Origin of the sequence: Arthrobacter sp. JUb119 (assembly GCF_024807995.1) — a bacterium.
In the GTDB taxonomy this organism is placed as follows: Bacteria; Actinomycetota; Actinomycetes; order Actinomycetales; family Micrococcaceae; genus Glutamicibacter.
In genome coordinates, this window is the sequence record NZ_JANUFE010000004.1 from 336824 (window position 1) to 359453 (window position 22630).

Consider the following 22630-nt stretch of genomic DNA (forward strand, 5'->3'; position numbering starts at 1 on the left):
CAGTTGTAAGGTGACTCAGTAGTCATTAATGCGTGACTAGCCTAATAACCGCTGGTCGCGCACATCACTTGCACTGTTCCTAGGAGGTTGCTCGATTTGAGTACCCAAAATACCTTGCCACCAGCGGGTGTCGATCCTGAGGTTGCCGAACGCGAAGAAAAGCGTTGGACCCCCGCCAAGATCGCCATCTGGGTTGCCATCGCGCTGGTCGGCGGAATCGCATGGTCGATTCTCGCCTTCTCGCGCGGGGAAACCATCAATGCCATCTGGTTCGTCTTCGCCGCTGTTGCGACCTACCTGATTGCCTACCGCTTCTACTCGAAGTTCATCGAGCGCAAGATCGCCAAACCGGATGATTTCCGGGCCACCCCGGCCGAATCGGTCAATAACGGCCGTGACTTCGTTCCCACCGATCGCCGCGTGCTCTTCGGCCACCACTTCGCCGCCATCGCAGGCGCCGGTCCGCTGGTTGGACCGATCCTCGCAGCGCAGATGGGCTATTTGCCAGGCACCATCTGGATTATCGTGGGCGTGGTGCTGGCCGGAGCGGTCCAGGACTATCTCGTCATGTTCTTCTCCATGCGCCGTGGCGGACGCTCGCTGGGCCAGATGGCCCGCGAAGAGCTGGGCCTGATCGGCGGCACCGCTGCCCTGATCGCCACCCTGGCTATCATGATCATCATTACCGCCATCTTGGCGCTGGTGGTCGTCAATGCACTGGGCGAGTCCGCGTGGGGTGTCTACTCGGTGGGCCTGACCATCCCTATCGCCTTGTTCATGGGCATCTACCTGCGGTTCATCCGCCCGGGCAAGGTCCTGGAAATCTCCATCATCGGCTTCGTGCTGCTGATGTTCGCGATCATTTCCGGCCGCTGGATTGCCGAGTCTGCGTGGGGTGCCGAGTTCTTCCACCTGGATCGCACCACCATCGCCTGGGCCATCATCATCTACGGCATCATCGCCGCGGTGCTCCCGGTATGGCTGCTGCTGGCTCCTCGCGACTATCTGTCGACGTTCATGAAGATCGGCGTCATCGGCCTGCTGGCCGTGGCGATCATCGTCGTCCGCCCGGAAATCGATGTTCCGGCCTTCTCCGAGTTCGCTGGCCGTGCCGATGGCCCGGTCGTTGCCGGGCACATCTTCCCATTCCTGTTCGTGACCATTGCCTGCGGTGCGCTGTCGGGCTTCCACGCACTGATCGCCTCGGGCACCACGCCGAAGCTGGTCGAGAAGGAAAAGCAAACCCGCTTCCTGGGCTACGGCGGCATGCTCATGGAATCCATGGTGGCCATCATGGCGCTGGTTGCAGCGATTTCCATCGACCGCGGCATCTACTTCGCGATGAACTCTTCGGCTGCCGCTACCGGTGGCACGGTGGAAACCGCGGCGGCATTCGTGAACTCGCTGGGTTTGGCCGGCGTTAGCCTGGATCCAAACCAGCTGACCGAACTTGCCAATAACGTGGGCGAGAGCTCGGTTGTCTCGCGTACCGGTGGCGCTCCGACCCTGGCTGTGGGCATTGCGCACATCATGCACCAGTGGTTCGGCGGCACCGCGATGATGGGCTTCTGGTACCACTTCGCGATCATGTTCGAAGCACTGTTCATCCTGACCGCGGTTGACGCCGGTACCCGTGTTGCACGCTTCATGCTGCAGGACACCATCGGCAACTTCTTCCCGAAGTTCAAGGACACCTCGTGGCGTCCGGGCGTGTGGCTGTGCACATTGATCATGGTTGCCGGCTGGGGCTACATCCTGATCCTCGGCGTGACAGATCCACTGGGCGGCATCAACACCTTCTTCCCGCTGTTCGGCATCGCCAATCAGCTGCTGGCTGCGATAGCGCTGGCCGTGGTGATGACCATCATCGCCAAGCAGAACAACTTCAAGTACCTGTGGGTCGTGGCTCTGCCGCTGGCCTTCACCGTGGTGATCACCTTCGTCGCGAGCTGGCAGAAGATCTTCTCCGCAGATACCAAGGTGGGCTACTTCGCCAACCACAACGCCTACAAGGAAGCTCTGGCCAATGGCGAGACTTCCCTCGGCTCGGCGGGCAGCGTCGAAGCCATGGAGGCCGTGGTCCGCAACACCGGTGTCCAGGGCTGGCTGTCCGTGGTCTTCCTGGTACTGACCGCCATCGTGCTGGTTTCGGCGGTTGTCGCAACCGCCAAGGCCAAGCAGAGCGGTGGTGGCAACAGCACCGAGGATCCTGCCGTGCCATCGAAGATGTACGCACCCGCCGGCTTGATCTCGTCGCCTGCCGAAAAGGAACTTGAAAAGGCTTGGAAGCAAATCCCTGCCGAAGCCCAAGTCCAGCGAGGCGGCCACTAGCCATGGCGACGCTGTTGGAACGCCTTGGGCAAGCCAAGAAGTTTGTCGACGGGGTGCTCGGGGCCGACAAGTACCAGCACTACCTGGAACACCATGAACGCAATCATCCTGGCTCCAAGCCAATGACCGAGCGCCAATTCTGGAAGGACTACACCGACTGGCAGGAAAAGAATCCTGAAGGGCGTTGCTGCTGAACGCGACTGGTACCGGCGTGAGAACCATTGGCGAAAGCGGATGGGGCTCGCGGCCGGTTTCGTTTTATGTCGACCCCGCTGCCGGGAACACTGCGGTGATCCCGGTAGGCTAGAACCAGTAATTCATCGGAAACCACCGGCAGAGAAGTGTAATGGCGTTCTTTTCACGACTGCGCGCTGAGCGTGCTGCTGCACGCGAACTTGGCGAGGGCGTCTGGCGTCGCGCCCATGACCGTTTCCAGCGGTCATTGGACCGGGTCTTCCAGGTGGTAGAGGGCATCAACGATGACCAGGTTTACAACCAGCTGGTCCGAGAAGCCAATGAGATGGCTGTGCTGTTGCCGACCGTGCGCCAGCTTTGCTGTGCGGCGCATCGGATCACCCCGAGCAATGACGACACGATCCCGCAACTGACCTCTGCGGCGCATCGTTCGCTGACTAAGGCCGCCAACGATTTGGCGACGACCGCACAGGTCGTAGCGATGATGCGCATGCAGGCCGAAGCCGGCAAGCCGATCGATATCGAAGCCGTGCGCCATCGTGCCATGCTGGTGAAAGAAGACGTCAGCCGGGCCGTGCAATTTCTCGCTTCCAGCGAATAATTGGGTTTTCCCGATCGCTCGCGTGGTGTTCCACCGCGCAGGGCGCATCAGTGGACTAAATTAGTTGCATGACCCAAACAATTCCTGAACTGAAGTTCCTTGACGGAAACACCATCGACCAGCTTGGCTACGGCGTCTGGAAGGTCGCCGACGAGGACGCGGAAGCAGTCGTTGGCCAGGCCATCGACGCCGGCTACCGCCACATCGACACCGCACGCATCTATGGCAACGAAGCTGGCGTCGGCCGCGCAGTTGCAGCCAGCACCGTGCCACGCGAAGACCTCTTCATCACCACCAAGGTCTGGAACTCGGACCAGGGTTTCGAGAAGACCCTCGCCGCAGCGGATGCCTCGCTGGAACGGCTCGGCCTGGAATACGTCGACCTGTACCTGATCCACTGGCTGCAGCCCAAGCGCGGCACCTACGTGGACACCTGGAAGGCACTGATCCAGTTGCAGAAGGACGGCAAGGCCAAGTCCATCGGCGTTTGCAACTTCACCAAGGAAGCACTGGAAGAGCTCTACACCGAAACCGGCGTCCGCCCGGTGATCAACCAGGTCGAAACCCATCCGTACTTCCCGCAGGGCGAGCTGCGCGCCTACGAGGCCGAGCACGGCATCCTGCACCAGTCCTGGTCCCCGCTGGGCCACGGCGGCGAACTGCTCAGCGACCCAGTGCTGGTGAAGATCGCCAAGAAGCATGAAGCATCGGTGGCACAGGTAGTCATCGCGTGGCACCTGGCGGTAGGCAACGTGGTCATCCCGAAGTCGACCACCGAATCGCGCATCGTCGAGAACTTCGAATCGCTGAACGTGCAACTGGACGAGGAAGATCTGGCTGCCATCGCTACCCTGGACCGCGGAGCGGAAGGCCGTATCTCGGCTGACCCGGCAACCGCCGACTTCGAGTAAAAAAGCTAGGCAGAACAGAAGGCTCCCGGTTTCTTCCGAAACCGGGAGCCTTCTGCCGCAACTGCCTTGTGCCTGGCCTCTAGCAGTCCAGTACGGTTGGTGCAGCGAACAGCGTATCGACGCCTTCGGCGTACAGAACCGAGTCAGGAGCTCGATCAGCGAGAGTGGCGAAACCGGCGGCACGCAGCAGGCCATCGTCGAATTCAACGAGTTGTGCAGGTTGCAGCGGCCACGGTTCATGGTGGTTCCGGCAGTGCAAGGTGCGCCCAAGATGCCGCTGGTGGAACGCCCACTGTGCCGATAGCGCGATGGCGGTCTGCGAACCCGGGGTAATTGGATCGGCACTGGCAGAAGCTTCTACCGGACGCACGACGATGCGGGAACGTGCGCTCGGATTTCCGATGCGCCGTGTTGCATAGCTGATCGTGCCGGCCTTCTTCAGGATTTTCATGGACGACCACTGGTACTTCAGCCCGAAGACTGCCCGCGCCATGAGCACAGGTAGCAGGCGTGATGCTTCAAGGCTCAGGAATACCACTGCGCGGCGTCCTTGATTGTCAACGGAATAGATGCGCACGTTGATCTCCGGGAAGTCACCCAACCACGGAATCGCAGGACCGGAGAAGAACGCACTGCGCGACATCTGGAAAGCGACGAGGCCCACCCAAGCACTGCCGTCGACAATATCTGGCCGGCATCCTTCGGGCATGTACGGCGCCACCTCATCCGGGCTAACCCGCCAATGCAGGAACGCTACTTCGCTCCACCGTTGGCGCATGATCGCCTAGCCGCCTAGCGAGGGCGGTTCAGGGGAGTACTGCAAGGATTGCATCAGTTTGGAATTCCTTGGAAATTGCTGTCGAAGGCTTATACCGCTTTTGCCGGTCGCGAACCGGGATCCATGATCTGCTGATCGCGGAGTGAAGAATCGTTTGCCGGCTCTGGCCTAATTGAATATCCAAAAGCGCCGTTGGGCAAGATGCGGGATAAGAATGGACTGCGTGGGAATCGAAGACCCCGGGACCAGTCATGAAAATCCATTGAAAATTGCGAAAACGAGTCCCCTGCCGGATTTGAACCGGCGACCGGCTCTTTACGAGATAGACGAAGGCGATAATTGAGTGTTCCGCAAGGTGCTATTTGGCCTAGATATAAGGCTATTTAGGTTGTGGGGGCACGGCATCTCAGAATTTACCCGGCAGTGTGTGCATACATTTGCATACGCATTAGCCAGCACGTCATAGTGCCGTTCGTACGCTAGCGCGTAGCGTCCTTTGAAGTTGCTCCCCCTATCCTGTCCAGTGCTCTATGTAGACTCACCGTAAAACCGTTTGAAGAAAGTGCAGGCATGAAAGAAACAGTATTCGCCCTAGTCTTTATGGCAGCGTGCGCGGTCGCTTTCTTCATCCCTGAACCATGGTGGATTTCGTTCCCGGCTGGCGTCATAGCCTTAGCCATAGGCGGTACCCTCCTAGTTCGGGCGTTGAAGGTGAAGCGCGCATGAAAAAGACACCGTTGATGATTTTCGCACTTGCTCTGGCTGTGGTGTTCCTGCCTATGCCGTGGTGGCTACGTCTCCCGTCTAGCCTAGTTATCATGGCCGCCGCAATCATGCTTGTAGTCAATGACAGAAGGACGGAATAGCCAGTGAAGAAAATGCTTGCCACCGCTGTGGTGACCACTCTCGCCCTTGCTAGTTGCTCTGCGGGTAATCAATCGGCAGATGCCACGCCAAGCGCCACAGCAACGCTCGGCGCGTCCACTAGTGCCGAACCTGTTGCGCTAGCTGAAGCTGATATTGCAAAAGCAAAGCAAAGCGCTATAGATTCAGGCCGGCCTGAAAACGCATGGGATAAAAATTGCATTGCTTGGCAGTGGCCCGAAGCTAAAACCAAAGGGCAAGCATGGGCCAATGAGCTTGGCAAAGAGTGGCTGAAATACCGAGGTGTCGATTGTCCAGACGCTATTGTCGTTCCTTTTTACGACATCACTTCATTTGAGCCGGGAAAGAATGGCGAACTGGTAGTGAACTATTCAGGGGATCCTCAATGGGACGGCAACGGTCTAATGGCGGCTCAGCAAATCATGGCAGACCTCTCGAAATTAGATTTGGACCCGAAAATGGTAGTAGTCAGGTACGAGCAGAACGGGCTCGAAATGACCTCAGGCCAGCAATAGATTTAAACGAAAAATCGCCCCCATCGTTAGCCGGGGGCGATTTCATGTTAGTTGCGAATGATGTTTTGGATCCTTTGTATTTGGGCGACAAACTGCGTAGACGATTCCCGCCGTGCGGGTATGGATTCGGGTAGGCCTTGCCAACCGTCTTGTTAGTGGCGTTAACGGCTCATAGGTAATCCTGAAGGCCGTTTCGGAGTGCCGCCCAGATCATGCTGCCCGCGTTCCGTCAATGTTTTTCGAGGGTTCCGTGGATGAAAGATGCAAAGTCATTGGCGCTAGCCCCTTGCTAACGACAGTCTTTGACATTCTCCAGCGACGCGTGGAGGCATTGGGCTATACCCCGATCAATCAACATCAAAAATTCATGGGTTGAAGTCCGAGGTGTGGCAGTAGAACAAGGAAGCGTCAAAACCGATGCTTCTAGGTCATCCGTTGAGATGGACTTGGATGTAGTCGATGCCCTTATATGCTGGAAGATTAGCCAGATTGAAGAACGCGATGTCTTCACGATGCCTACCCGCCAACCTTTGAATCCCTTCCTACGTGGCAGAGCTCTTCGCAAAGCTACGCGTGGCGGCGGGCGCGCCCGCTCCCACATTGCACGGACTGAGGTATGAACACGCGGCCCTCATGGCGCAAGCTGGCGTTGATGTGATGATCATTCCAAAGCGACTGGGGCATTCGAATATTGTGGTCACGAGTAGCTTTTACGGCCATTTCATGTCGAATGCCTCGCGCAATGCGGCGTCTAAGGTGTCGCAACGGATGGATGCTAAGAACGATGATGTGCACACATTGCACACACAAGACGGTTTTTGGGCGCAAAAAACGCCCCTGCCAAAATCAATAATGATTCTGACAAGGGCGTTAGGCCGAGCCCCCTGCCGGATTTGAACCGGCGACCTGCTCTTTACGAGGGAGCTGCTCTACCCCTGAGCTAAGGAGGCCTGTACCTGCAAACAGGCACCACGTCACTTTATCCGAGGAATTGTCTGAACGTCAAAACGGCGACGACATCATCAAGCCCAATCAGCACCGGGTGCCGGCTTCGGGGACTTTGCCGTCAATCAGGTACTCATCCACCGCTTTGGTAATGCATTCATTGGAGCGTCCATATGCGGTGTGGCCATGGCCTTCATAGGTCAGCAGGGTCGCGTTGTCCAGCTGCTGCGCCAATGCCTCAGACCATGCGTAGGGGGTAGCTGGATCGCCGACGGTGCCAATGACGAGGATCTCATTCGAGCCTTCCGCGTCGAGGACTTCAGGCTTGCCAGTGGCGTCGTGGTCCCAGGCCTCGCAGGTGATGCCGCCATAGGCGAGATACTTGCCCAAGGTCGGGGCCGCACGCATCAACTCTGTTGCTTCGGCCTGCATCGCTTCTGGACTGGCGTCCATTGGACGGTCCAGGCAATTGATGGCGGTGAAAGCATCGGTGGAATTCGATGCATACGTGCCGTCGCCCTCGCGGTCCGCCGAGAGATCCGCGAAGCCGAGGATCATATCCACATCCGCGTCGTTGACGGCAGCGTTCATCGCATCGGTCAAAATGGGCCAGCTGGAATCGTCATACAGCGGCAAGATGAAGCCGTTGATGAAGTCGATGATCGGCACTGCACGCCCGTCGCTGGCGGTCATTGGTTCGTTCTCCACCTGCGCAAAGAACTGCTGCAGCTGCACCTTGGCCTCTTCAACGGTTCCAGTGAACGGGCACTCACCGCTTTCAAGGCAATTGGCGAGCCACGCGTCGATCTCCTTCTCGAAGCCAACGGCCTGGGCCAAGGTGAGGTCCGAAGCTGTGCTGGTTGGATCCATGGCGCCATCGAGTACGAAGCGACCCACATTCCGGGGGAACAAATCAGCGTAGGTTGCTCCGAGGAAAGTTCCATAGGAGAAACCGAGGTAGTCCAGCTGTGCATCACCGAGCACAGCACGGATCACGTCCATGTCCTTCGCTGCCGAAACGGTATCGACGTGGCCTAGGAGATCGCCGGTATTGGACGCGCAGTCAGCTGCGTAGTCCTCGGTATCCTCGACAATTTCGTCCTGGTCTTCAGGAACCCAAGCCCGCAGGTTTTCCTGGCGTCCCTCATCGGTCTCGGCACCGCTTTGGCAGGTGACCGGGGAGCTTTCTCCCACGCCTCGCGGATCGAACCCGATGACGTTGTAGGCGCGCTGCAGGTCAGCGCTGAACATGCCTGGTACCGAGGACGCCACCAGATCCAGGCCGGATCCGCCTGGGCCGCCGGGGTTTACCAGCAAATTGCCTGTCGCCCCGTCCACGGCGCGGCGGTTCAACGCCAGATCAATGCTCTCGCCTTCGGGATCGGCATAGTCCATCGGAACCTCTATGGTGGCGCATTCGATGATGCTGCCGCATTCTTCCCAATCGAGGTCTTGGCTGTAGAAGGATTCCAATCCTTCCGGTGTACTGGCGTTGGGCGCGGACTGCGACGCATCCGATGCGCCGGACTGCGAATCCGCTGTAGTGGAAGAGCAGCCGGCCAGGGTCAAAGCCAGAGCGGTCCCCACTGCGGCCAAGCGCATCATCGGTGAGCGTGCAGGCACTTTTAGTGTCTCCTTGTGATGGGTTAACGGCGTCCCGGCTGCGGCAGCAAACGGGTCATGAGTGCTTCCAGGGCCATGAGCTGGTTGACGTTGGCAGCCAAGCGGCTGCGCGTTTCATTGATGGCATCAAGCTGAGCCAAGGACTTCTCGCTGGACTGTTCCGCTGCGAAACGTTCGAGCTTCTCGCGCAGGTGCTCGTTGATCAGCTCAATTCCGGTTTTCAGCTGGATGCTCAAAACATCGCGGAAGAATGTGGTCAGGTCTGTCAGGGTACGGTCCAAGGCATCGAAAGCCGCACGCCGAGCGAATCGCTTGGCATCATCCTCCAGCGCCTTGAACTGTCCACGCAATCCAGCGGGGATGTTCTCCTCTGGACCCAAGCCGTTGGCGTGGCGCAGCTGGGCAATCTTGTTCTGCAGATCGGTGCCGGTAATGTTCTCGGCACGCTCGCTGGCCAGTTTGGAAATTTCTGCGGCAGCGGCCATCGCCTGCGGCAAGGTGGTGGTGCGCAACGGCAGGGTAACGACTTTTTCACGCTGGATGCGTGCTTGCTCGTCACGGGCCAGCAAACGGGCTACGCCAATGTGGGACTGCGAGACACGGGCAGCGAACAGCGCCTGTTCCGGTTCCAGCCCGTCACGGCGCACCAGAAGATCCGCAACATCCTGGGTGGACGGCACGGAGAGATTTACCGCGCGGCACCGTGAACGAATGGTCACCAGAACATCTGCAGGAGACGGGGCGCTCAGGATCCAGATCATCTTGGCGGGCGGTTCTTCAATGGCCTTGAGCAGCACGTTGGTGCTGCGCTCGGACATGCGGTCGGCATCTTCGATGATGATGATGCGCCAGCGGCCGGTGCCAGCACTTTCCTGTGCACGGGTAATCAGATGGCGGACGTCAGCAATCTGGTACTCGAATTTGTCGGTGGATACGAAAGACACATCCGGGTGCTCCGAATTCATGACCATTTTGCAGTTGGCGCACTGCCCGCAGCCGGCCGGGGCCTGGGTGCACTGCAAAGCCGCCGCGAAAGCCCGCGCCGCGGTGGTACGGCCCGAACCCGGGGGACCGGTGACCAGCCAGGCATGGGTCGGGTTGCCGCGATCAACCTCAGCGGTCAACGTGGCAATGACACGTTCCTGCCCGGCAAGTTCTGCGAAGACTGGCCGGGTCACAGCAAGCCTGCCAAATGCTGCGCAACCGACTGGTGCAGCTGCTCCACGCTGGCGGTGGCATCCAGGACCAGATAGCGCTGCGGATCACGGGCCGCCAAGTCGAGGAAGGCGTTGCGGATGCGTTCATGGAAATCATCCGGCTCGGATTCCAAGCGATCCGAATCCTCCACGCCGCCGCTGGCCGCAATGCGCCGGGCACGTCCCTGCGCGGCGGAGATATCAAGAATGATGGTGGCATCCGGCTTCAGTCCGCCGGTTGCGAAGTCGTTGATCGATGCGACGGCATCAAAGCCGAGGGCGCGGCCCATGCCCTGGTAAGCCAGCGAGGAATCAACGAATCGGTCGCAGATGATGTGGGTGCCGGCTTCCAGCGCGGGGGAGATGACCTGCTGGACATGGGCGGCACGCGCCGCCGAGTAAATCAGGGCCTCGGTACGGGCATCGATCTCGCCGTGGCCGTGTTCGAGCACCAAGGAACGCAGCTCTTCGCTGATCTGGGTTCCGCCTGGCTCACGGGTAGTGGTGACCTTGGCGCCACGGGACTCCAGCCACTGCTGGGCCAGGGCGACCTGCGTGGACTTCCCAGCGCCGTCACCGCCTTCAAAAACGATGAACAAGCCACGGGTTGGGGTACTCGATTCGATACTCACCCCACTAGCCTATCCAAGGACATTTAAAGATGTGCGCTGCAACGGCAGGATGTGCAACGAAAATGCACCCAGTGTGGTGGATCAGTCAGATGAAATGTAGTGAAATCCACCGGCTGGCAGCGTCAAAGGAAGCGTAGAGTTTTTTCCATGAACCCCCGCACCGCAGAATCAGGCGCCAATCCGGCCTGGGATCCGAAAACTTTGCTCGTTGCCGGTGGGCGTCCGGCCCATGGCTACGATGCTCCAGTCAACCACCCGGTGACCTTCACCTCGACCTACCACTCCAAAGGCCAGGCGGTGCCGGGTGAACGCGTATATGCGCGCTTCTCCAATCCGACCTGGGATCCGTTTGAAGAAGTACTGGGCCAGCTCGAAGCGGCAACGCTGCCTGCCCTGGTGTTCTCCTCGGGCATGGCAGCTATTGCCGCCGCACTGAGCATCGTGCCAGAGGCCGGCGTGCTGGTGATGCCGCAGCATTCCTATAACGGTTCGCTGGCGTTGAGCGCAGAGCTGCAAGAGGCGGGACGGCTGCGCATTCGCCCGGTGGATATTGCCAACACCGAAGAAGTGCTCGCTGCCTTGGAGGGGGCCGATGTGCTCTGGGTGGAATCGCCAACCAACCCGATGCTGGAAGTCGCCGACCTGCCGACCCTGCTGGCTGCCGCCAAAGCGAAGAACGTCGTGAGCATCGTGGATAACACCTTTGCCACCCCACTGCTCCAGCAGCCGCTGGTCCACGGTGCCGACCTTGTAGTGCACTCGGTGACCAAGTACCTGTCGGGCCACTCGGACGTGATCATGGGCGCGCTGGTCACCAGCGACGAGCAGCTCCACAGCCGCCTGCACGGGTACCGGACCTTGCACGGCGCGATCGCCGGCCCGATGGATACCTTCCTCGCATTACGCGGGGTGCGCACCATGGCCGTGCGCCTTCAGCGTTCGCAGTCAAACAGCCAGGTGCTGGCAGAACGCCTCGCGGCACATCCCAAGGTGCAGGCCGTACGCTACCCGGGACTGCCCAACGACCCGGGCCACGCACGCGCTGCGGAACTCATGGGCGGGTTCGGGTCGGTGATCGCCTTTGAAGCGGGAAGCGCCGCCGAAGAAGCGGACCGGGTACTGGAAGCCTTCAAGCTCATCACCGGCGCCACCTCGCTTGGAGGCGTGGAGTCCCTGGCCGAGCGCCGGGCCCGCCACGCTTCGGAGCCGGCCAGCGTCCCGGCCAGCCTGATCCGACTATCAGTAGGCATTGAAGAGGTGGAAGACCTCTGGGCCGATCTGCAGCAAGCGCTGGACCGGCTTTGATGCCCGCGGGCGCTGATTTCCGCGCGTGGCACAGCGCCCATCATTTGCGCCAAAAAGGTAGAGTACAAGCATGAACATGTTGCGCATGGCCCAAATAATCGAGTACTACATGATGATCGCTTTGAGCATTGTCATCGTTGCGCTCGCCGTCTGGGCTTTGGTTGATTGCCTGCGTCATGGCGCAGATCGTTTCGCCCAGGAAGGCAAGCGCACCAAGGGGTTCTGGCTTGGACTGACCGTCGCCAGCACCGCCGTGGCACTGCTCGGCATCTTCAGCCAGGGCGGAATCGGCTTCCTGCAGCTGATCGGCGCCTGCATCGCCTGCGTGTACCTCGCGGACGTCAAGCCTGCCGTCAGCGGCAAAGGCGGCGGCTGGTACAACTACTAGGCGTGCCAAGGCACCAAGTTTTCCCGAAGACCTGCATCCGCATCTTGGCGGACTGCAGGTCTTCGCACTTTAATCACGGGCCTTAACTTTCGCACGAGCAGGCTTGCGCATTGGTTAGGATGGATTACATGAGCCACACTTTGATTTTGCTTCGCCACGGACAGAGCGAATGGAACGAAAAGAACCTGTTCACCGGTTGGTACGACGTATCGCTGACCGAGAAGGGCCGTGCTGAAGCTGCCCGCGGCGGCCAGCTGCTGACCGAAGCTGGCTACAAGCCGGAGGTGCTTCACACCTCCTTGCTGACCCGCGCCATTGTTACCGCGAACCTGGCCCTGGAAGCCGCTGGCCGTTCGTGGATCCCGGTGAACCGCGACTGGCGCCTGAACGAGCGCCACTACGGTGCGCTGCAGGGCAAGGACAAGGCGCAGACCTTGGCTGAGTTCGGCGAAGAGCAGTTCATGGAATGGCGTCGCAGCTACGACACCCCGCCACCAGCACTGGATGATTCCTCGGAGTTCAGCCAGATCAACGACGAGCGCTATGCGGCATTGGGCGACTCCGCCCCACGCACCGAGTGCCTCAAGGACGTGCTGGATCGCATGCTTCCCTACTGGGAGAACAACATCAAGGCCGACCTGTCGGCAGGCAAGACCGTCATGGTCACCGCCCACGGCAACTCGCTGCGTGCGCTGGTCAAGCACCTGGATGGCATCAGCGATGAAGACATTGCTGGCCTGAACATCCCAACCGGCATCCCGCTGGTCTATGAGCTGGATGACAACTTCCAGCCAATCACCAAGGGCGGAACCTACCTGGATCCAGCAGCCGCTGCGGACGCCATCAAGGCCGTTGCCAACCAAGGCCGCAAGTAGGACACGCTTTTCGGCGGCATCGGGGCTGCTGGCTACTCGCCAGTAGTTCGCGATGCCGCCGTCCGCTTGTTAACGCCGAGGTAACGCCAAGCATCCGGCTGTGAGCGAAACAACTGCGCACGATTGTATTTTTGGCATTAGTATGCTGTAATCTCCTATTTCGAATAGGCTCAATGGCTCACGTTAGGAATGCAATTCGTGGCAACTGATTACGATGAAGTCCGCCCAGACGTTGCTGAGGCACGTAAGGCTTCTCTGGATGCGGTGAAGTCCGCAAACGCACCGGACGCCAAGTCGGTGGTGCGCGAGCTCGACGAGACCGACCACACCGATGGCATGGATCTGCCAGGTGCGGATCTATCCAACGAGGAATTGACCGTTACGGTCATTCCGCAGAAAGACGACGAGTTCATTTGCGGCTCGTGCTTCTTGATTCGCCACCGTTCGCAGCTGGTGCGCGAAGAGGGCAATGTAGGCTTCTGCGTCGAGTGCGAAGGCTAGAAGCCCGCTAGACGCTGGCGCCACTTGCGCGCCAACAACCTGCGAGGGCAGTCCACCGATCGGTGGACTGCCCTCTGCTGGTTTAACGGGCTGGATTCCCCGGATGGGACCGGACTCCAACGGCGGTCCCTGGGGTGCCCAGCGCTGCGTCGTGCGTCCGCTGGCATCCTGCCGGGGCAATGGCTGGATGTGCGCTCACCGGGAGCGCGTGGAGCTGCATGGCCGGACGAGGCGCAGCACTGCCATGCCAACGGGGTCGCGGGCCACGGCACGGTACCCAGTTCGCGCCGCGATGCGAAGGCTTCCCGGACCCCGGACACCCAGTTTCAGTGCTGAATGAGCTGGAGAGCAAAAATGGCGCCTGCCATCCGGTGGTACCGGATGGCAGGCGCCAAGGCGCAGCCTTATATCTTAGGTCCGCGGACCTAGATCTCGGTGGGGTCCCATTCGCCGGTCACCAGATAGGTGACCTTGCGAGCTACGGACACACCATGATCGCCGAAGCGCTCAAGGTAGCGGCTGGTCAGCGATACGTCCACGGTGGTGGGTGCATTGGCATCCCAGTCGTCGGCCGCGACCTGGGTGAAGACGCTGGAGTGCAAGCGATCCAGCTGGTGGTTCAGCTCGATAATTTCGGTAGCGATCTGCAGATCGCGGGTGTCGAGCAAACGCGCAACGGCCTTGGCGATGTCAATATCGATCTTTGCCATCTGGGCAAAGGTGTCGGAAATCCTGGCTGGGATTGCCGGGTTGGGGAAGCGCAGGCGGGCCAGCTGCGCCAAGTGGCGTGCCAAGTCGCCCATGCGCTCCAGCGAAGCACTCATGCGCAGCGAACCGACGATCATGCGCAGATCGCTGGCTACCGGTCCCTGCAAAGCCAAGGTATCGATAGCGCGCTCATCGAGCTGGTTCTGCAGGAAGTCGATCTTCGCGTCCGCTGCGATGACTTCCTGGGCCAGGTCGACGTCGACGTTGGCTAGCGAATCCCAAGCTCGATCCATTGCGGTTGCGACCTGGTTGGCCATCTCAATGAGTTCTTCGCCAATTTGCTGCAGGTCTGCTTGAAATACCTTACGCACAGCAGTTCCTTTCGAGTGTCGGTATCCATGCCGGATGGTGGACTGCCGTGGCAGCCAACCGCCCCGAAACAGTTTTGTGGCATGGTGGAGGGTCTTGCTCCAGCTTGTCAGCGGGTGATTAACGAATATGCCACGAAAGGTGAACGTTTGGTGAACAGCGCGCCGAAATCGACTAAATCACGTCATTTAGGGCCGGTGCCACCCAAAGGTGAAGCTAGTCTAAAGATGTGAACGAAGTGATCTCGACTCTTATAGCCGGCGTCCTCGGCCTGGCTCTGGGGATCGTTGGCGTCATCGCCTTCCGGCTTTCCCAGAACCGCTCCTCGAAGCTGCCACAGGTCGACGAACCCGTGCTCCCCGAGGGAGCCGCCGCCGTCCTGTCGGTCATTGGACGCGCCTTCGTGATCCTTGATGACGTCGACGGGGTGGTCCGGGCCAACCCCGCTTCCTATGCCTACGGACTGGTGCGAGGGCACACGCTCGTCCACAACGAACTGCTCTCGCTGGTGCGGCAGGTTCGCGCCGACGGCGTGATTGCCGAAAGCCAGTACGAGCTGCAACGCTCCACGCTGGGTGCTGGGCAGCTGATTGTCCATGTGCGCGTGGCACCGCTGGGCGACGAGTACATTCTCCTGCTGGCCGACGACCGTACCGAAATCACCCGTACCGAAGCGATGCGCAACGACTTCGTGGCCAACGTTTCCCACGAGCTGAAGACTCCGGTCGGCGCGATCGGCCTGCTGGCCGAGGCCATTACCGAGGCTGCCGATGACCCCAAGGCGGTACGCCGCTTCTCCACCCGGATGGACAAGGAATCGCGGCGCCTGGCCGCCCTGGTCCAGGACATTATCGAGCTCTCCCGCCTGCAGGCATCCGATGCCATCGTGCAGGGCCAGGAAGTGAATATCGACAGCGTCGTGGCCGAGGCAGTTGACCGCAGCCACCTGATTGCCGAGGAAAAGGGCATCGCCATCACCGTAGGCGGACATCTCGAGGAGCCGATCCTGGGCGATGCGGACCTGCTGATGACTGCGATCCGCAACCTGATCGATAATGCCATCCGCTACTCCCCGGAGAACACCACGGTAGGCGTGGGCATCCGGCAGCGTGATGGCTATGCGCAGATCTCGGTCACCGACCAGGGACCCGGGATTTCGGCCGAAGAGCAGGAACGCGTTTTCGAGCGCTTCTACCGCGTGGACTCCGCACGTTCGAGGCAGACCGGGGGCACGGGCCTGGGGCTGAGCATCGTCAAGCACGTGCTGGCCAACCACGGCGGCGAAGTGTCGCTGTGGTCGCAGCCGGGCCACGGATCCACATTTACCCTAAGACTTCCCCTAGCGGACGAAGAACCGGCGACCAGCAATGTGCTTGCCGGCCAGACGATGAAGGAACGAACGATCGAGACGAATGCGTCCGATCGTGAAGGAGGACGCCGATGACCCGCATATTGATCGTTGAGGACGAGGAATCGCTCTCTGACCCGCTGTCCTACCTGCTGGAACGCGAAGGTTTCGAAGTCCGGATCGCCGACGACGGCCTGAAGGCCGTGACCGAGTTCGAACGCCATGGCGCAGACCTGGTGCTGCTGGATCTGATGCTCCCGGGCCAGCCCGGAACCGAGGTGATCCGCCAGATCCGCCTGAACAGCCAGGTCCCGGTCATCATGCTCACCGCAAAGGACTCGGAGATCGATAAGGTCGTCGGCCTGGAGCTCGGCGCCGACGACTACGTCACCAAGCCGTACTCCTCCCGCGAATTGCTGGCCCGCATCCGTGCTGTGCTGCGCCGCCAGGGCGAAGGCGAAGAACTGATCAGCAATGTGGTCACCGCCGGTCCGGTGCGAATGGACGTGGAACGCCACGTGGTCTCGGTCGACAACACCGAGGTATCCATGCCGCTGAAGGAATTCGAGCTGCTGGAAATGCTGTTGCGCAACGCCGGTCGAGTGCTCACCCGAGGCCAGCTGATTGACCGCGTCTGGGGCAGCGACTACGTGGGGGACACCAAGACTTTGGATGTGCACGTCAAGCGCCTGCGCTCCAAGATCGAGGTCGACCCAGCGGTCCCCGAACGCCTGGTGACCGTGCGCGGGCTGGGCTACAAGTTCGTGGTCTAAAGCCAAAGAGCCACGATACGCCAAGAGCCTCGGGCAGAATCTTTCGATTCTGCCCGAGGCTCTTGTTTTGTCTTGCGCGAAGCTTAGTGGCCCGAAGTGGAGTGGGTCTCTTCTGGAGTCAGGTGCTCGGTAACCGACTGATCAGCACCGCCTGGTACGAAGTCGCGGTATTCAGCCAGGGTGCCATCGACAACTGGAACGCTGAATTCCACGTTCTCACCGGCAACGGTGAAGACCGAGTCGGCGTGTTCGCCAGCTGCAATGCCCATGTTCTTGATGATCTGCTGGTTCTTGTCTTCTTCAAGCTTGATGGTGCCGTCTGCAGGAACCTGGATGGAGACAGGTGCTGCGTTGTCAGCCTTGACCGACAGGGTCAGCGCGGAATCGCCGGCGTTGACTACGGAGCCGATCAGGCGGGCTTCAGTGTCGTCGCTGTTGGTGACGAACATCAGGTTGCGGACCTTTGCGTCTGCGACATCGACGTTGACGCCATCGCTGGCGGCGTAGTCGGTGTTGGTGGCCTGCTCGTTGATGGCGCCACAGCTGGTGACACCGAATGCCAGGGCAGCCACAGCGAGGGACGCGGCAATGCGACGTCCAGCGGTCATGCGTGCGGTGATCACGACACTAACTCCTCGGTGAGAAAAATGAGTTGCTTCGGTTCGTGGTCTGCTTAATCGAATGCACCTAGGGCCGGGGCAATCGAAAATTGGACCACGATTACCTCTAAGCCTAGCTGTTTTTCACGCAAAGACGCGATTTAGCGACGTGCAACACACGCATTTCGACAAGTTGTAGACAACCGATGCGGGGAAGGGGGTTGGTGCGCAGTCGACTGCCCTACCTTCTTCATAGCATGTTTCTCTTGCAAGTGGAAGAGGCATTTCCGCGTGAATTCGCGGTTATATGGGGCACAGTCGCAGGATCCGGAATAGCAAACATGGTAGACTAGGGCGTGGGAAAGGGGTTTATCCACATGGTTTTTGAGGTTGGCGAGACTGTTGTCTACCCGCACCACGGTGCCGCGATGATCGAAGAGATCAAGATGCGCAAGATCAAGGGCGAAGAGAAAATGTATCTCAAGCTCAAGGTGGCTCAGGGCGACCTGACCATCGAGGTTCCTGCTGAGAACGTTGATCTTGTTGGCGTACGTGACGTGGTAGGTCAGGAAGGCTTGGACCATGTGTTCGATGTCCTTCGTGCTGAATTTACCGAAGAGCCGACCAACTGGTCGCGCCGCTACAAGGCAAATGTCGAGAAGCTCGCTTCCGGCGATGTCATCAAGGTTGCAGAAGTAGTCCGCGACTTGTGGCGCCGAGAAAATGACCGTGGTCTGTCGGCAGGCGAAAAGCGCATGCTGGCAAAAGCTCGCCAGGTATTGATCAGTGAATTGGCCTTGGCCAAGGATCTGGACGAGGCCAAGGCAGAAGGCCTCTTGGACGAGGTTCTGGCTTCGGCCTAGCCCCGTTCCGGTAACGCATCGCCGTGAAACGCTCCCAAGCGTTTCACGGCTTTTGGCGTTAAAGCGGCCAAGGCCGAACCGCGCGGCACGATAAGCTGGGCGCTGTGAAGCAAAGCGAAGTGCATAACTCAAGCCTGATCCTCGTGGCTGCTGGAATGGGAACCCGCCTCGGCGCTGGCCTTCCCAAGGCGATGGTCCAGGTGGCCGGAAAATCCTTGGCTGAACATGCCGTGGACCGGGCGCTGGGAATTCCGCAGATCACCGAAATCATCGTGGTTACCCCGCCGCAGGACGAACGCCTGGCCGCGGCCATGGCGCAGTACGGGGACAAGGTGCGCACCGTGCCCGGTGGCGCCAGCCGCGCCGCGTCGGTCCGTGCCGGCTTGGCTGTAGCCAGTTCCGCCGCCACCAACATTCTGGTCCATGACGCCGCCCGTGCTTTTGCCCCGGCGAAGCTGCATGAACAAGTGCTTGGCGCTCTGGCCGACGAGCAGTGCAACGCCGTCATCCCGGCGCTGAACGTCACCGACACCATCTGCGTGGTGGAGCTCGATGCCGCCGGCGAGCACGAAATCATCAAGGAAACCCCGGCACGTTCCATCCTGCGCGCGGTGCAAACCCCGCAGGGCTTTGACGCGCAGCTGTTGCGCGATGCCCACGCCCAACTGGATGGCTGCACCGAGGCAGAACTGGAGAAGGTTACCGACGACGCGTCGATCGTGCGGGCTTTCGGAGCCGAAGTCCATGTGGTGCCGGGATCGCAGCAAGCCATGAAGGTCACCTATCCCGGAGATCTCGACGCGGCAGGCAAGCTCGCGGCGAACCAGCCCGCGGCCACCCCAAGCGCAAAGGAAGAAACCATGATCCTGCCACGAGTCGGCAACGGCATCGATGTTCACGCGGTCAGCGAAGACCCGACTCGCGAAATGTGGCTGGCAGGACTGCACTTCCCGGAAGACACCGGGCTTTCGGGCCACTCCGATGGCGACGCGGTAGCGCACGCGGCCTGCGATGCGCTGTTCTCCGCGGCGGGCATTGGCGATCTGGGCACGCACTTCGGGGTGGACCGACCGGAATTCGCCGGGGCCAGCGGTGTGAGCCTGATTGCAGAAGCCGCCCGCCTGGTGCGGGAGGCGGGATTCGAAATCGGCAATGTCGCGGTGCAGTTCGTTGGCCGCCGCCCGCGCTTTGCCGCGCGCCGCGAAGAAGCCAGCAAAGTGCTGAGCGAGGCTATCGGCGCCCCAGTCAGCGTCATTGCGACCACCAGCGACGGGCTGGGCTACGAGGGGGAAGGCAAGGGCGTGACAGCCTATGCCACCGCACTGGTCTACCCGGTATCGGGCTAGGCCCCTTGGCGCAACCGCGGGGCTTCGATCATCGAGAGTGTCACAAGTGAAGTACAAAGGGTGCATCCATCGGATAACCTTAAAGGCGTGAGCCTGCGATTCTATGACACCAAAACAGCATCCGTACGCGACTTCCAGCCATTGGCGGAAGGCGAAGTCAAGCTGTACTACTGTGGCGCCACCGTGCAGGGCATGCCGCACGTGGGCCACGTCCGCAGCGCCATTGTCTTCGACCTGTTGGTGCGCTGGCTCGAATACCGCGGCTTTGCCGTCACCACCGTCCGCAACGTGACCGACATCGATGACAAGATCCTGGAGAAGTCGGCGAAATCCTTCGCCGAGGACTTCGAGGCGGATGCCCATTACAAGCCGCGCGAAGAATGGTTCGCCCTGGCGTACCGTTTCGAGCAGGAATTCGCACGGGCCTACGAGGCTCTGGGTGTCCAACGCCCGACTTACGAGCCCCGCGCGACCGGCCACATCACCGAAATGCATGAGCTGATTGCACAGCTGATCGAACGCGGCCATGCCTACCCGGCGGCCGACAGCTCCGGAGATGTCTATTTCGACGTGCGCTCCTATGAGCAGTACGGCGCACTGACCCGCCAGAAGATCGACGATATGCAGGACGCGCCGGATTCGGATCCGCGCGGCAAGAAGGATCCACGCGACTTCGCGCTGTGGAAGGGCTACAAGGGCACCGATCCGCTGACGGCTTCCTGGCCAAGCCCCTGGGGACGCGGCCGCCCAGGCTGGCACCTGGAATGCTCGGCGATGGCTGGCAAGTACCTGGGCAGCGAATTCGACATCCATGGCGGCGGACTGGATCTGCGCTTCCCGCACCACGAGAACGAAATGGCCCAGTCCAACGCGGCTGGCCACGGCTTTGCAAACTTCTGGATGCACAACGGCATGGTCACCTATGAGGGTGAGAAGATGTCCAAGTCCATTGGGAACACCATTTCCCCGGAAGAAATGCTCGCGCTGGCCGACGCCCGCGTGGTGCGCTACTTCCTGGGCCAGGCGCAGTACCGTTCGATGCTCGACTACCGCCCGGACTCGCTGACCGAAGCGGGGGCAGCGGTCGAACGCATCGACACCTTCATCTCCAACGCGCGCTACCGCCTGGGTGCCGTCGCCGAGTCGATCGTGGCCACCGGGGTTCCGGAAGCTTTCGGCACCGCGATGGATGATGACCTGAACGTTCCAATGGCGCTGGCCGCGCTGCATGAAACCGTGCGGCTGGGCAATGCATCCTTGGATAGCCGTGACGACGCTGCCACTGCCAAGGCCTTGGGCCAGGTCTTGGCCATGACCCAGGTATTGGGCCTGGATGATGCCGGCAGCAATGAAAGCTCGAAATCTTCTGCAGAGCACGCAGCCCTGGATCAGCTGATCCAGGCCCAGTTGGCTGAACGCGCCGAAGCACGCGCTGCCAAGGACTGGGCACGCTCCGACGCCATCCGCGATGCGCTGGCATCCGCTGGCATTACCGTGGCGGACTCGGCCGATGGCGCTCGCTGGACTCTGGACAACTAGTCGCGAACACGCGCGGCACCAACGAACTCAAAACTAAAGGACATGAACCAATGAACAAAAAGGGCCCAACCAAGGGTAGTGGTGGCAAGGGACGTCGTTCCCTCGAGGGCAAGGGCCCGACCCCCAAAGCGGAGGACCGCCCGTACCACAAGGCTTACCGTGCCAAGCAGCTCTCTGAGCGCTCGGCCGCCAAGCGCAGCACCGGCCGTCGAACCGACCGCATCAAGGTCAACGCCGAGTTCGTCACCGGCCGCAACTCCGTCGTTGAGGCGCTGCGCGCCGGCATCCCTGCCAAGGCGCTGCACGTTGCCATCCGCATCGACGTCGATGACCGCGTCCGCGAATCCCTGAAGCTGGCTGCCGAGCTGGGCATCCCGCTGATGGAAGCATCCAAGCCCGAGCTCGACCGCATGACCGATGACGCGATCCACCAGGGCATGGCCCTGCAGATCCCGCCATACGAATACAAGGATGCAGTCCAGCTGGCTACCAAGGCCATCAAGGACTTCGACAAGGGATACACCCGGACCCAGCCGCTGTTCCTGGCACTGGATGGCATCACCGACCCGCGTAACCTGGGTGCGATTGTCCGTTCGGCCTCGGCCTTCGGCGCAGACGGCGTGATCATTCCAGAGCGCCGCAGCGTCGGCATGACCGCTTCGGCATGGAAGACCAGCGCCGGTGCAGCTGTACGCGTACCAGTAGCCAAGTGCAGCAACCTGACCAGCGCACTGAAAGAAATCAAGGCTGCTGGCATTTTCGTGATCGGCCTCGACGCCGGTGGCGACATGGAGCTTCCGAACTTCGAATTGGCTACCGGCCCGCTGTGCATCGTGGTTGGTTCCGAAGGCAAGGGCCTGTCCCGGCTGGTCCGCGAAAACTGCGACGCCATCGTTTCGATTCCAATCGACTCGGCAATGGAATCGCTGAATGCTTCGATGGCTGTTGGCATCTCGCTCTACGAGGTATCGCGTTTGCGCGCTGGACAGTCCAAGTAGTCTCCAAGCACCGTGAAGGGGCCATAACTTTGCCAAGGCAAGTTATGGCCCCTTTTCATTGGGGTGACCTGCTTCATAACAACAATTTTCCGTTGTTTTTAGCCGATATTCACCTTGGACCGCAGGGAATCCGCATGATTCCGGGGATTCTGCGCAGGAAAGCATGGAAACTGGCCGATTTTGCGTCGTGGCTGAACCCGTGTAGAGTTTTATCTCGCGCCGCTGATCCGGACAGCCTGAGAGGGTGAAACGGAAACGGCGGGGTGAACAAGACTGAAACGTCGAGTTGACAACGGTCAACTTGGTGGTAGGCTTGTAAAGTTGCTCCGGAGCGAAGCAGTCATCGAAGGATTGGTGGTTGTGGTGTCGAGAGTGTTTGTTGTTTGAGAACTCAATAGTGTGCCAA

Annotated in this window: 22 protein-coding genes and 1 tRNA gene; 16 read left to right on the plus strand and 7 right to left on the minus strand. The window is 60.3% G+C overall.

The annotated features are described in order from the left end of the window. The first annotated feature begins 96 nt into the window (after nucleotides 1-96). From M2368_RS13055 to M2368_RS13070, 4 genes are all read left to right on the plus strand, one after another. Nucleotides 97-2331 carry a carbon starvation CstA family protein gene (locus tag M2368_RS13055; protein WP_388024215.1) on the plus strand — a complete coding sequence of 745 codons (2235 nt, stop codon included), beginning with the start codon at nucleotides 97-99 and terminating at the stop codon, nucleotides 2329-2331. Between the two features lie 2 nt (nucleotides 2332-2333). After that, nucleotides 2334-2525 carry a YbdD/YjiX family protein gene (locus M2368_RS13060; RefSeq protein ID WP_498724561.1) on the plus strand — a complete coding sequence of 64 codons (192 nt, stop codon included), beginning with the start codon at nucleotides 2334-2336 and terminating at the stop codon, nucleotides 2523-2525. A 152-nt stretch (nucleotides 2526-2677) separates the two neighbouring features. Beyond that, nucleotides 2678-3127, plus strand: a complete 450-nt coding sequence (locus tag M2368_RS13065) for a hypothetical protein (RefSeq protein WP_498724562.1) — start codon at nucleotides 2678-2680, stop codon at nucleotides 3125-3127. A gap of 68 nt (nucleotides 3128-3195) precedes the next feature. Next, a complete protein-coding gene (locus M2368_RS13070; RefSeq protein ID WP_498724563.1) occupies nucleotides 3196-4038 on the plus strand; it encodes an aldo/keto reductase in 843 nt (280 codons plus the stop codon). A gap of 79 nt (nucleotides 4039-4117) precedes the next feature. On the opposite strand, the gene M2368_RS13075 is transcribed toward M2368_RS13070, so the two are convergent. Beyond that, complete coding sequence (locus M2368_RS13075; RefSeq protein WP_434692195.1) at nucleotides 4118-4816, minus strand: YqjF family protein; 699 nt, start codon at nucleotides 4814-4816, stop codon at nucleotides 4118-4120. 869 nt (nucleotides 4817-5685) lie between these two features. On the opposite strand from M2368_RS13075, the gene M2368_RS13080 reads away from it, so the two are divergent. After that, nucleotides 5686-6216 carry a hypothetical protein gene (locus M2368_RS13080; RefSeq protein WP_434692193.1) on the plus strand — a complete coding sequence of 177 codons (531 nt, stop codon included), beginning with the start codon at nucleotides 5686-5688 and terminating at the stop codon, nucleotides 6214-6216. 546 nt (nucleotides 6217-6762) lie between these two features. Beyond that, on the plus strand, nucleotides 6763-7113 hold the full coding sequence (locus tag M2368_RS13085) for a tyrosine-type recombinase/integrase (protein ID WP_402735377.1): 351 nt from the start codon (nucleotides 6763-6765) through the stop codon (nucleotides 7111-7113). Here the strand turns inward: M2368_RS13085 and M2368_RS13090 are convergent. The 4 genes from M2368_RS13090 to tmk form a co-directional block, all read right to left on the minus strand. Beyond that, nucleotides 7095-7166 (minus strand) — tRNA-Thr (locus M2368_RS13090). The genes M2368_RS13085 and M2368_RS13090 overlap by 19 nt on opposite strands. An 82-nt stretch (nucleotides 7167-7248) precedes the next feature. After that, nucleotides 7249-8784, minus strand: coding sequence for an alpha/beta hydrolase (locus M2368_RS13095; RefSeq protein WP_332728480.1), 1536 nt, complete (start codon nucleotides 8782-8784; stop codon nucleotides 7249-7251). A 23-nt stretch (nucleotides 8785-8807) separates the two neighbouring features. Next, complete coding sequence (locus M2368_RS13100) at nucleotides 8808-9962, minus strand: DNA polymerase III subunit delta' (protein WP_332727723.1); 1155 nt, start codon at nucleotides 9960-9962, stop codon at nucleotides 8808-8810. Then, nucleotides 9959-10612: a dTMP kinase gene (tmk, locus tag M2368_RS13105; protein ID WP_133835065.1), complete on the minus strand. Its 654-nt coding sequence runs from the start codon at nucleotides 10610-10612 to the stop codon at nucleotides 9959-9961. The genes M2368_RS13100 and tmk overlap by 4 nt, the downstream gene beginning before the upstream one ends. Nucleotides 10613-10759: 147 nt before the next feature. Between tmk and M2368_RS13110 the strand changes: the two genes are divergently transcribed. From M2368_RS13110 to M2368_RS13125, 4 genes are all read left to right on the plus strand, one after another. Beyond that, nucleotides 10760-11917 carry a trans-sulfuration enzyme family protein gene (locus tag M2368_RS13110; protein WP_133835064.1) on the plus strand — a complete coding sequence of 386 codons (1158 nt, stop codon included), beginning with the start codon at nucleotides 10760-10762 and terminating at the stop codon, nucleotides 11915-11917. Nucleotides 11918-11987: 70 nt separating this feature from the next. Next, a complete protein-coding gene (locus M2368_RS13115) occupies nucleotides 11988-12305 on the plus strand; it encodes a DUF2516 family protein (RefSeq protein WP_105658787.1) in 318 nt (105 codons plus the stop codon). A 128-nt stretch (nucleotides 12306-12433) separates the two neighbouring features. After that, nucleotides 12434-13180 carry a phosphoglyceromutase gene (locus M2368_RS13120; RefSeq protein WP_105658786.1) on the plus strand — a complete coding sequence of 249 codons (747 nt, stop codon included), beginning with the start codon at nucleotides 12434-12436 and terminating at the stop codon, nucleotides 13178-13180. Nucleotides 13181-13378: 198 nt separating this feature from the next. Beyond that, nucleotides 13379-13681 (plus strand): DUF4193 domain-containing protein, encoded by a 303-nt coding sequence (locus M2368_RS13125; RefSeq protein ID WP_038993831.1) that lies wholly within the window; start codon nucleotides 13379-13381, stop codon nucleotides 13679-13681. Between the two features lie 425 nt (nucleotides 13682-14106). Here M2368_RS13125 and phoU read toward each other — a convergent pair whose 3' ends face one another. Beyond that, nucleotides 14107-14760: a phosphate signaling complex protein PhoU gene (phoU, locus tag M2368_RS13130; protein ID WP_332727721.1), complete on the minus strand. Its 654-nt coding sequence runs from the start codon at nucleotides 14758-14760 to the stop codon at nucleotides 14107-14109. Nucleotides 14761-14987: 227 nt separating this feature from the next. Between phoU and M2368_RS13135 the strand changes: the two genes are divergently transcribed. Continuing rightward, entirely contained in the window at nucleotides 14988-16202 is a 1215-nt protein-coding gene (locus M2368_RS13135; protein WP_388024205.1) for a sensor histidine kinase, read from the plus strand. After that, complete coding sequence (locus tag M2368_RS13140; RefSeq protein WP_105658784.1) at nucleotides 16199-16879, plus strand: response regulator; 681 nt, start codon at nucleotides 16199-16201, stop codon at nucleotides 16877-16879. Before M2368_RS13135 ends, M2368_RS13140 begins: the two co-directional genes overlap by 4 nt. 83 nt (nucleotides 16880-16962) lie before the next feature. Here the strand turns inward: M2368_RS13140 and M2368_RS13145 are convergent, their stop codons facing one another. Continuing rightward, the gene (locus M2368_RS13145; protein ID WP_332488239.1) at nucleotides 16963-17502 is read right to left on the minus strand and encodes a hypothetical protein; all 540 of its coding nucleotides are present in this window, start codon (nucleotides 17500-17502) and stop codon (nucleotides 16963-16965) included. 353 nt (nucleotides 17503-17855) lie between these two features. On the opposite strand from M2368_RS13145, the gene M2368_RS13150 reads away from it, so the two are divergent. From M2368_RS13150 to rlmB, 4 genes are all read left to right on the plus strand, one after another. Continuing rightward, nucleotides 17856-18341, plus strand: coding sequence for a CarD family transcriptional regulator (locus tag M2368_RS13150; RefSeq protein ID WP_038993823.1), 486 nt, complete (start codon nucleotides 17856-17858; stop codon nucleotides 18339-18341). A gap of 119 nt (nucleotides 18342-18460) precedes the next feature. Next, nucleotides 18461-19687, plus strand: a complete 1227-nt coding sequence (gene ispD / locus M2368_RS13155) for a 2-C-methyl-D-erythritol 4-phosphate cytidylyltransferase (RefSeq protein ID WP_286134371.1) — start codon at nucleotides 18461-18463, stop codon at nucleotides 19685-19687. Nucleotides 19688-19774: 87 nt separating this feature from the next. Then, complete coding sequence (gene cysS, locus M2368_RS13160; protein ID WP_332499016.1) at nucleotides 19775-21226, plus strand: cysteine--tRNA ligase; 1452 nt, start codon at nucleotides 19775-19777, stop codon at nucleotides 21224-21226. Nucleotides 21227-21276: 50 nt separating this feature from the next. Beyond that, a complete protein-coding gene (rlmB, locus tag M2368_RS13165) occupies nucleotides 21277-22224 on the plus strand; it encodes a 23S rRNA (guanosine(2251)-2'-O)-methyltransferase RlmB (RefSeq protein WP_105658780.1) in 948 nt (315 codons plus the stop codon). Nucleotides 22225-22630 lie beyond the last annotated feature (406 nt).

Excerpts from the sequence above, each read along its gene's own strand:
- M2368_RS13060 (WP_498724561.1), top strand. The coding sequence starts at position 2,334 with ATGGCGACGCTGTTGGAACGCCTTGGGCAAGCCAAGAAGTTTGTCGAC.
- M2368_RS13065 (WP_498724562.1), top strand. The coding sequence starts at position 2,678 with ATGGCGTTCTTTTCACGACTGCGCGCTGAGCGTGCTGCTGCACGCGAA.
- M2368_RS13070 (WP_498724563.1), top strand. The coding sequence starts at position 3,196 with ATGACCCAAACAATTCCTGAACTGAAGTTCCTTGACGGAAACACCATC.
- M2368_RS13075 (WP_434692195.1), bottom strand. The coding sequence starts at position 4,816 with ATGCGCCAACGGTGGAGCGAAGTAGCGTTCCTGCATTGGCGGGTTAGC.
- M2368_RS13110 (WP_133835064.1), top strand. The coding sequence starts at position 10,760 with ATGAACCCCCGCACCGCAGAATCAGGCGCCAATCCGGCCTGGGATCCG.
- M2368_RS13115 (WP_105658787.1), top strand. The coding sequence starts at position 11,988 with ATGAACATGTTGCGCATGGCCCAAATAATCGAGTACTACATGATGATC.
- M2368_RS13120 (WP_105658786.1), top strand. The coding sequence starts at position 12,434 with ATGAGCCACACTTTGATTTTGCTTCGCCACGGACAGAGCGAATGGAAC.
- M2368_RS13140 (WP_105658784.1), top strand. The coding sequence starts at position 16,199 with ATGACCCGCATATTGATCGTTGAGGACGAGGAATCGCTCTCTGACCCG.
- M2368_RS13150 (WP_038993823.1), top strand. The coding sequence starts at position 17,856 with ATGGTTTTTGAGGTTGGCGAGACTGTTGTCTACCCGCACCACGGTGCC.
- rlmB (WP_105658780.1), top strand. The coding sequence starts at position 21,277 with ATGAACAAAAAGGGCCCAACCAAGGGTAGTGGTGGCAAGGGACGTCGT.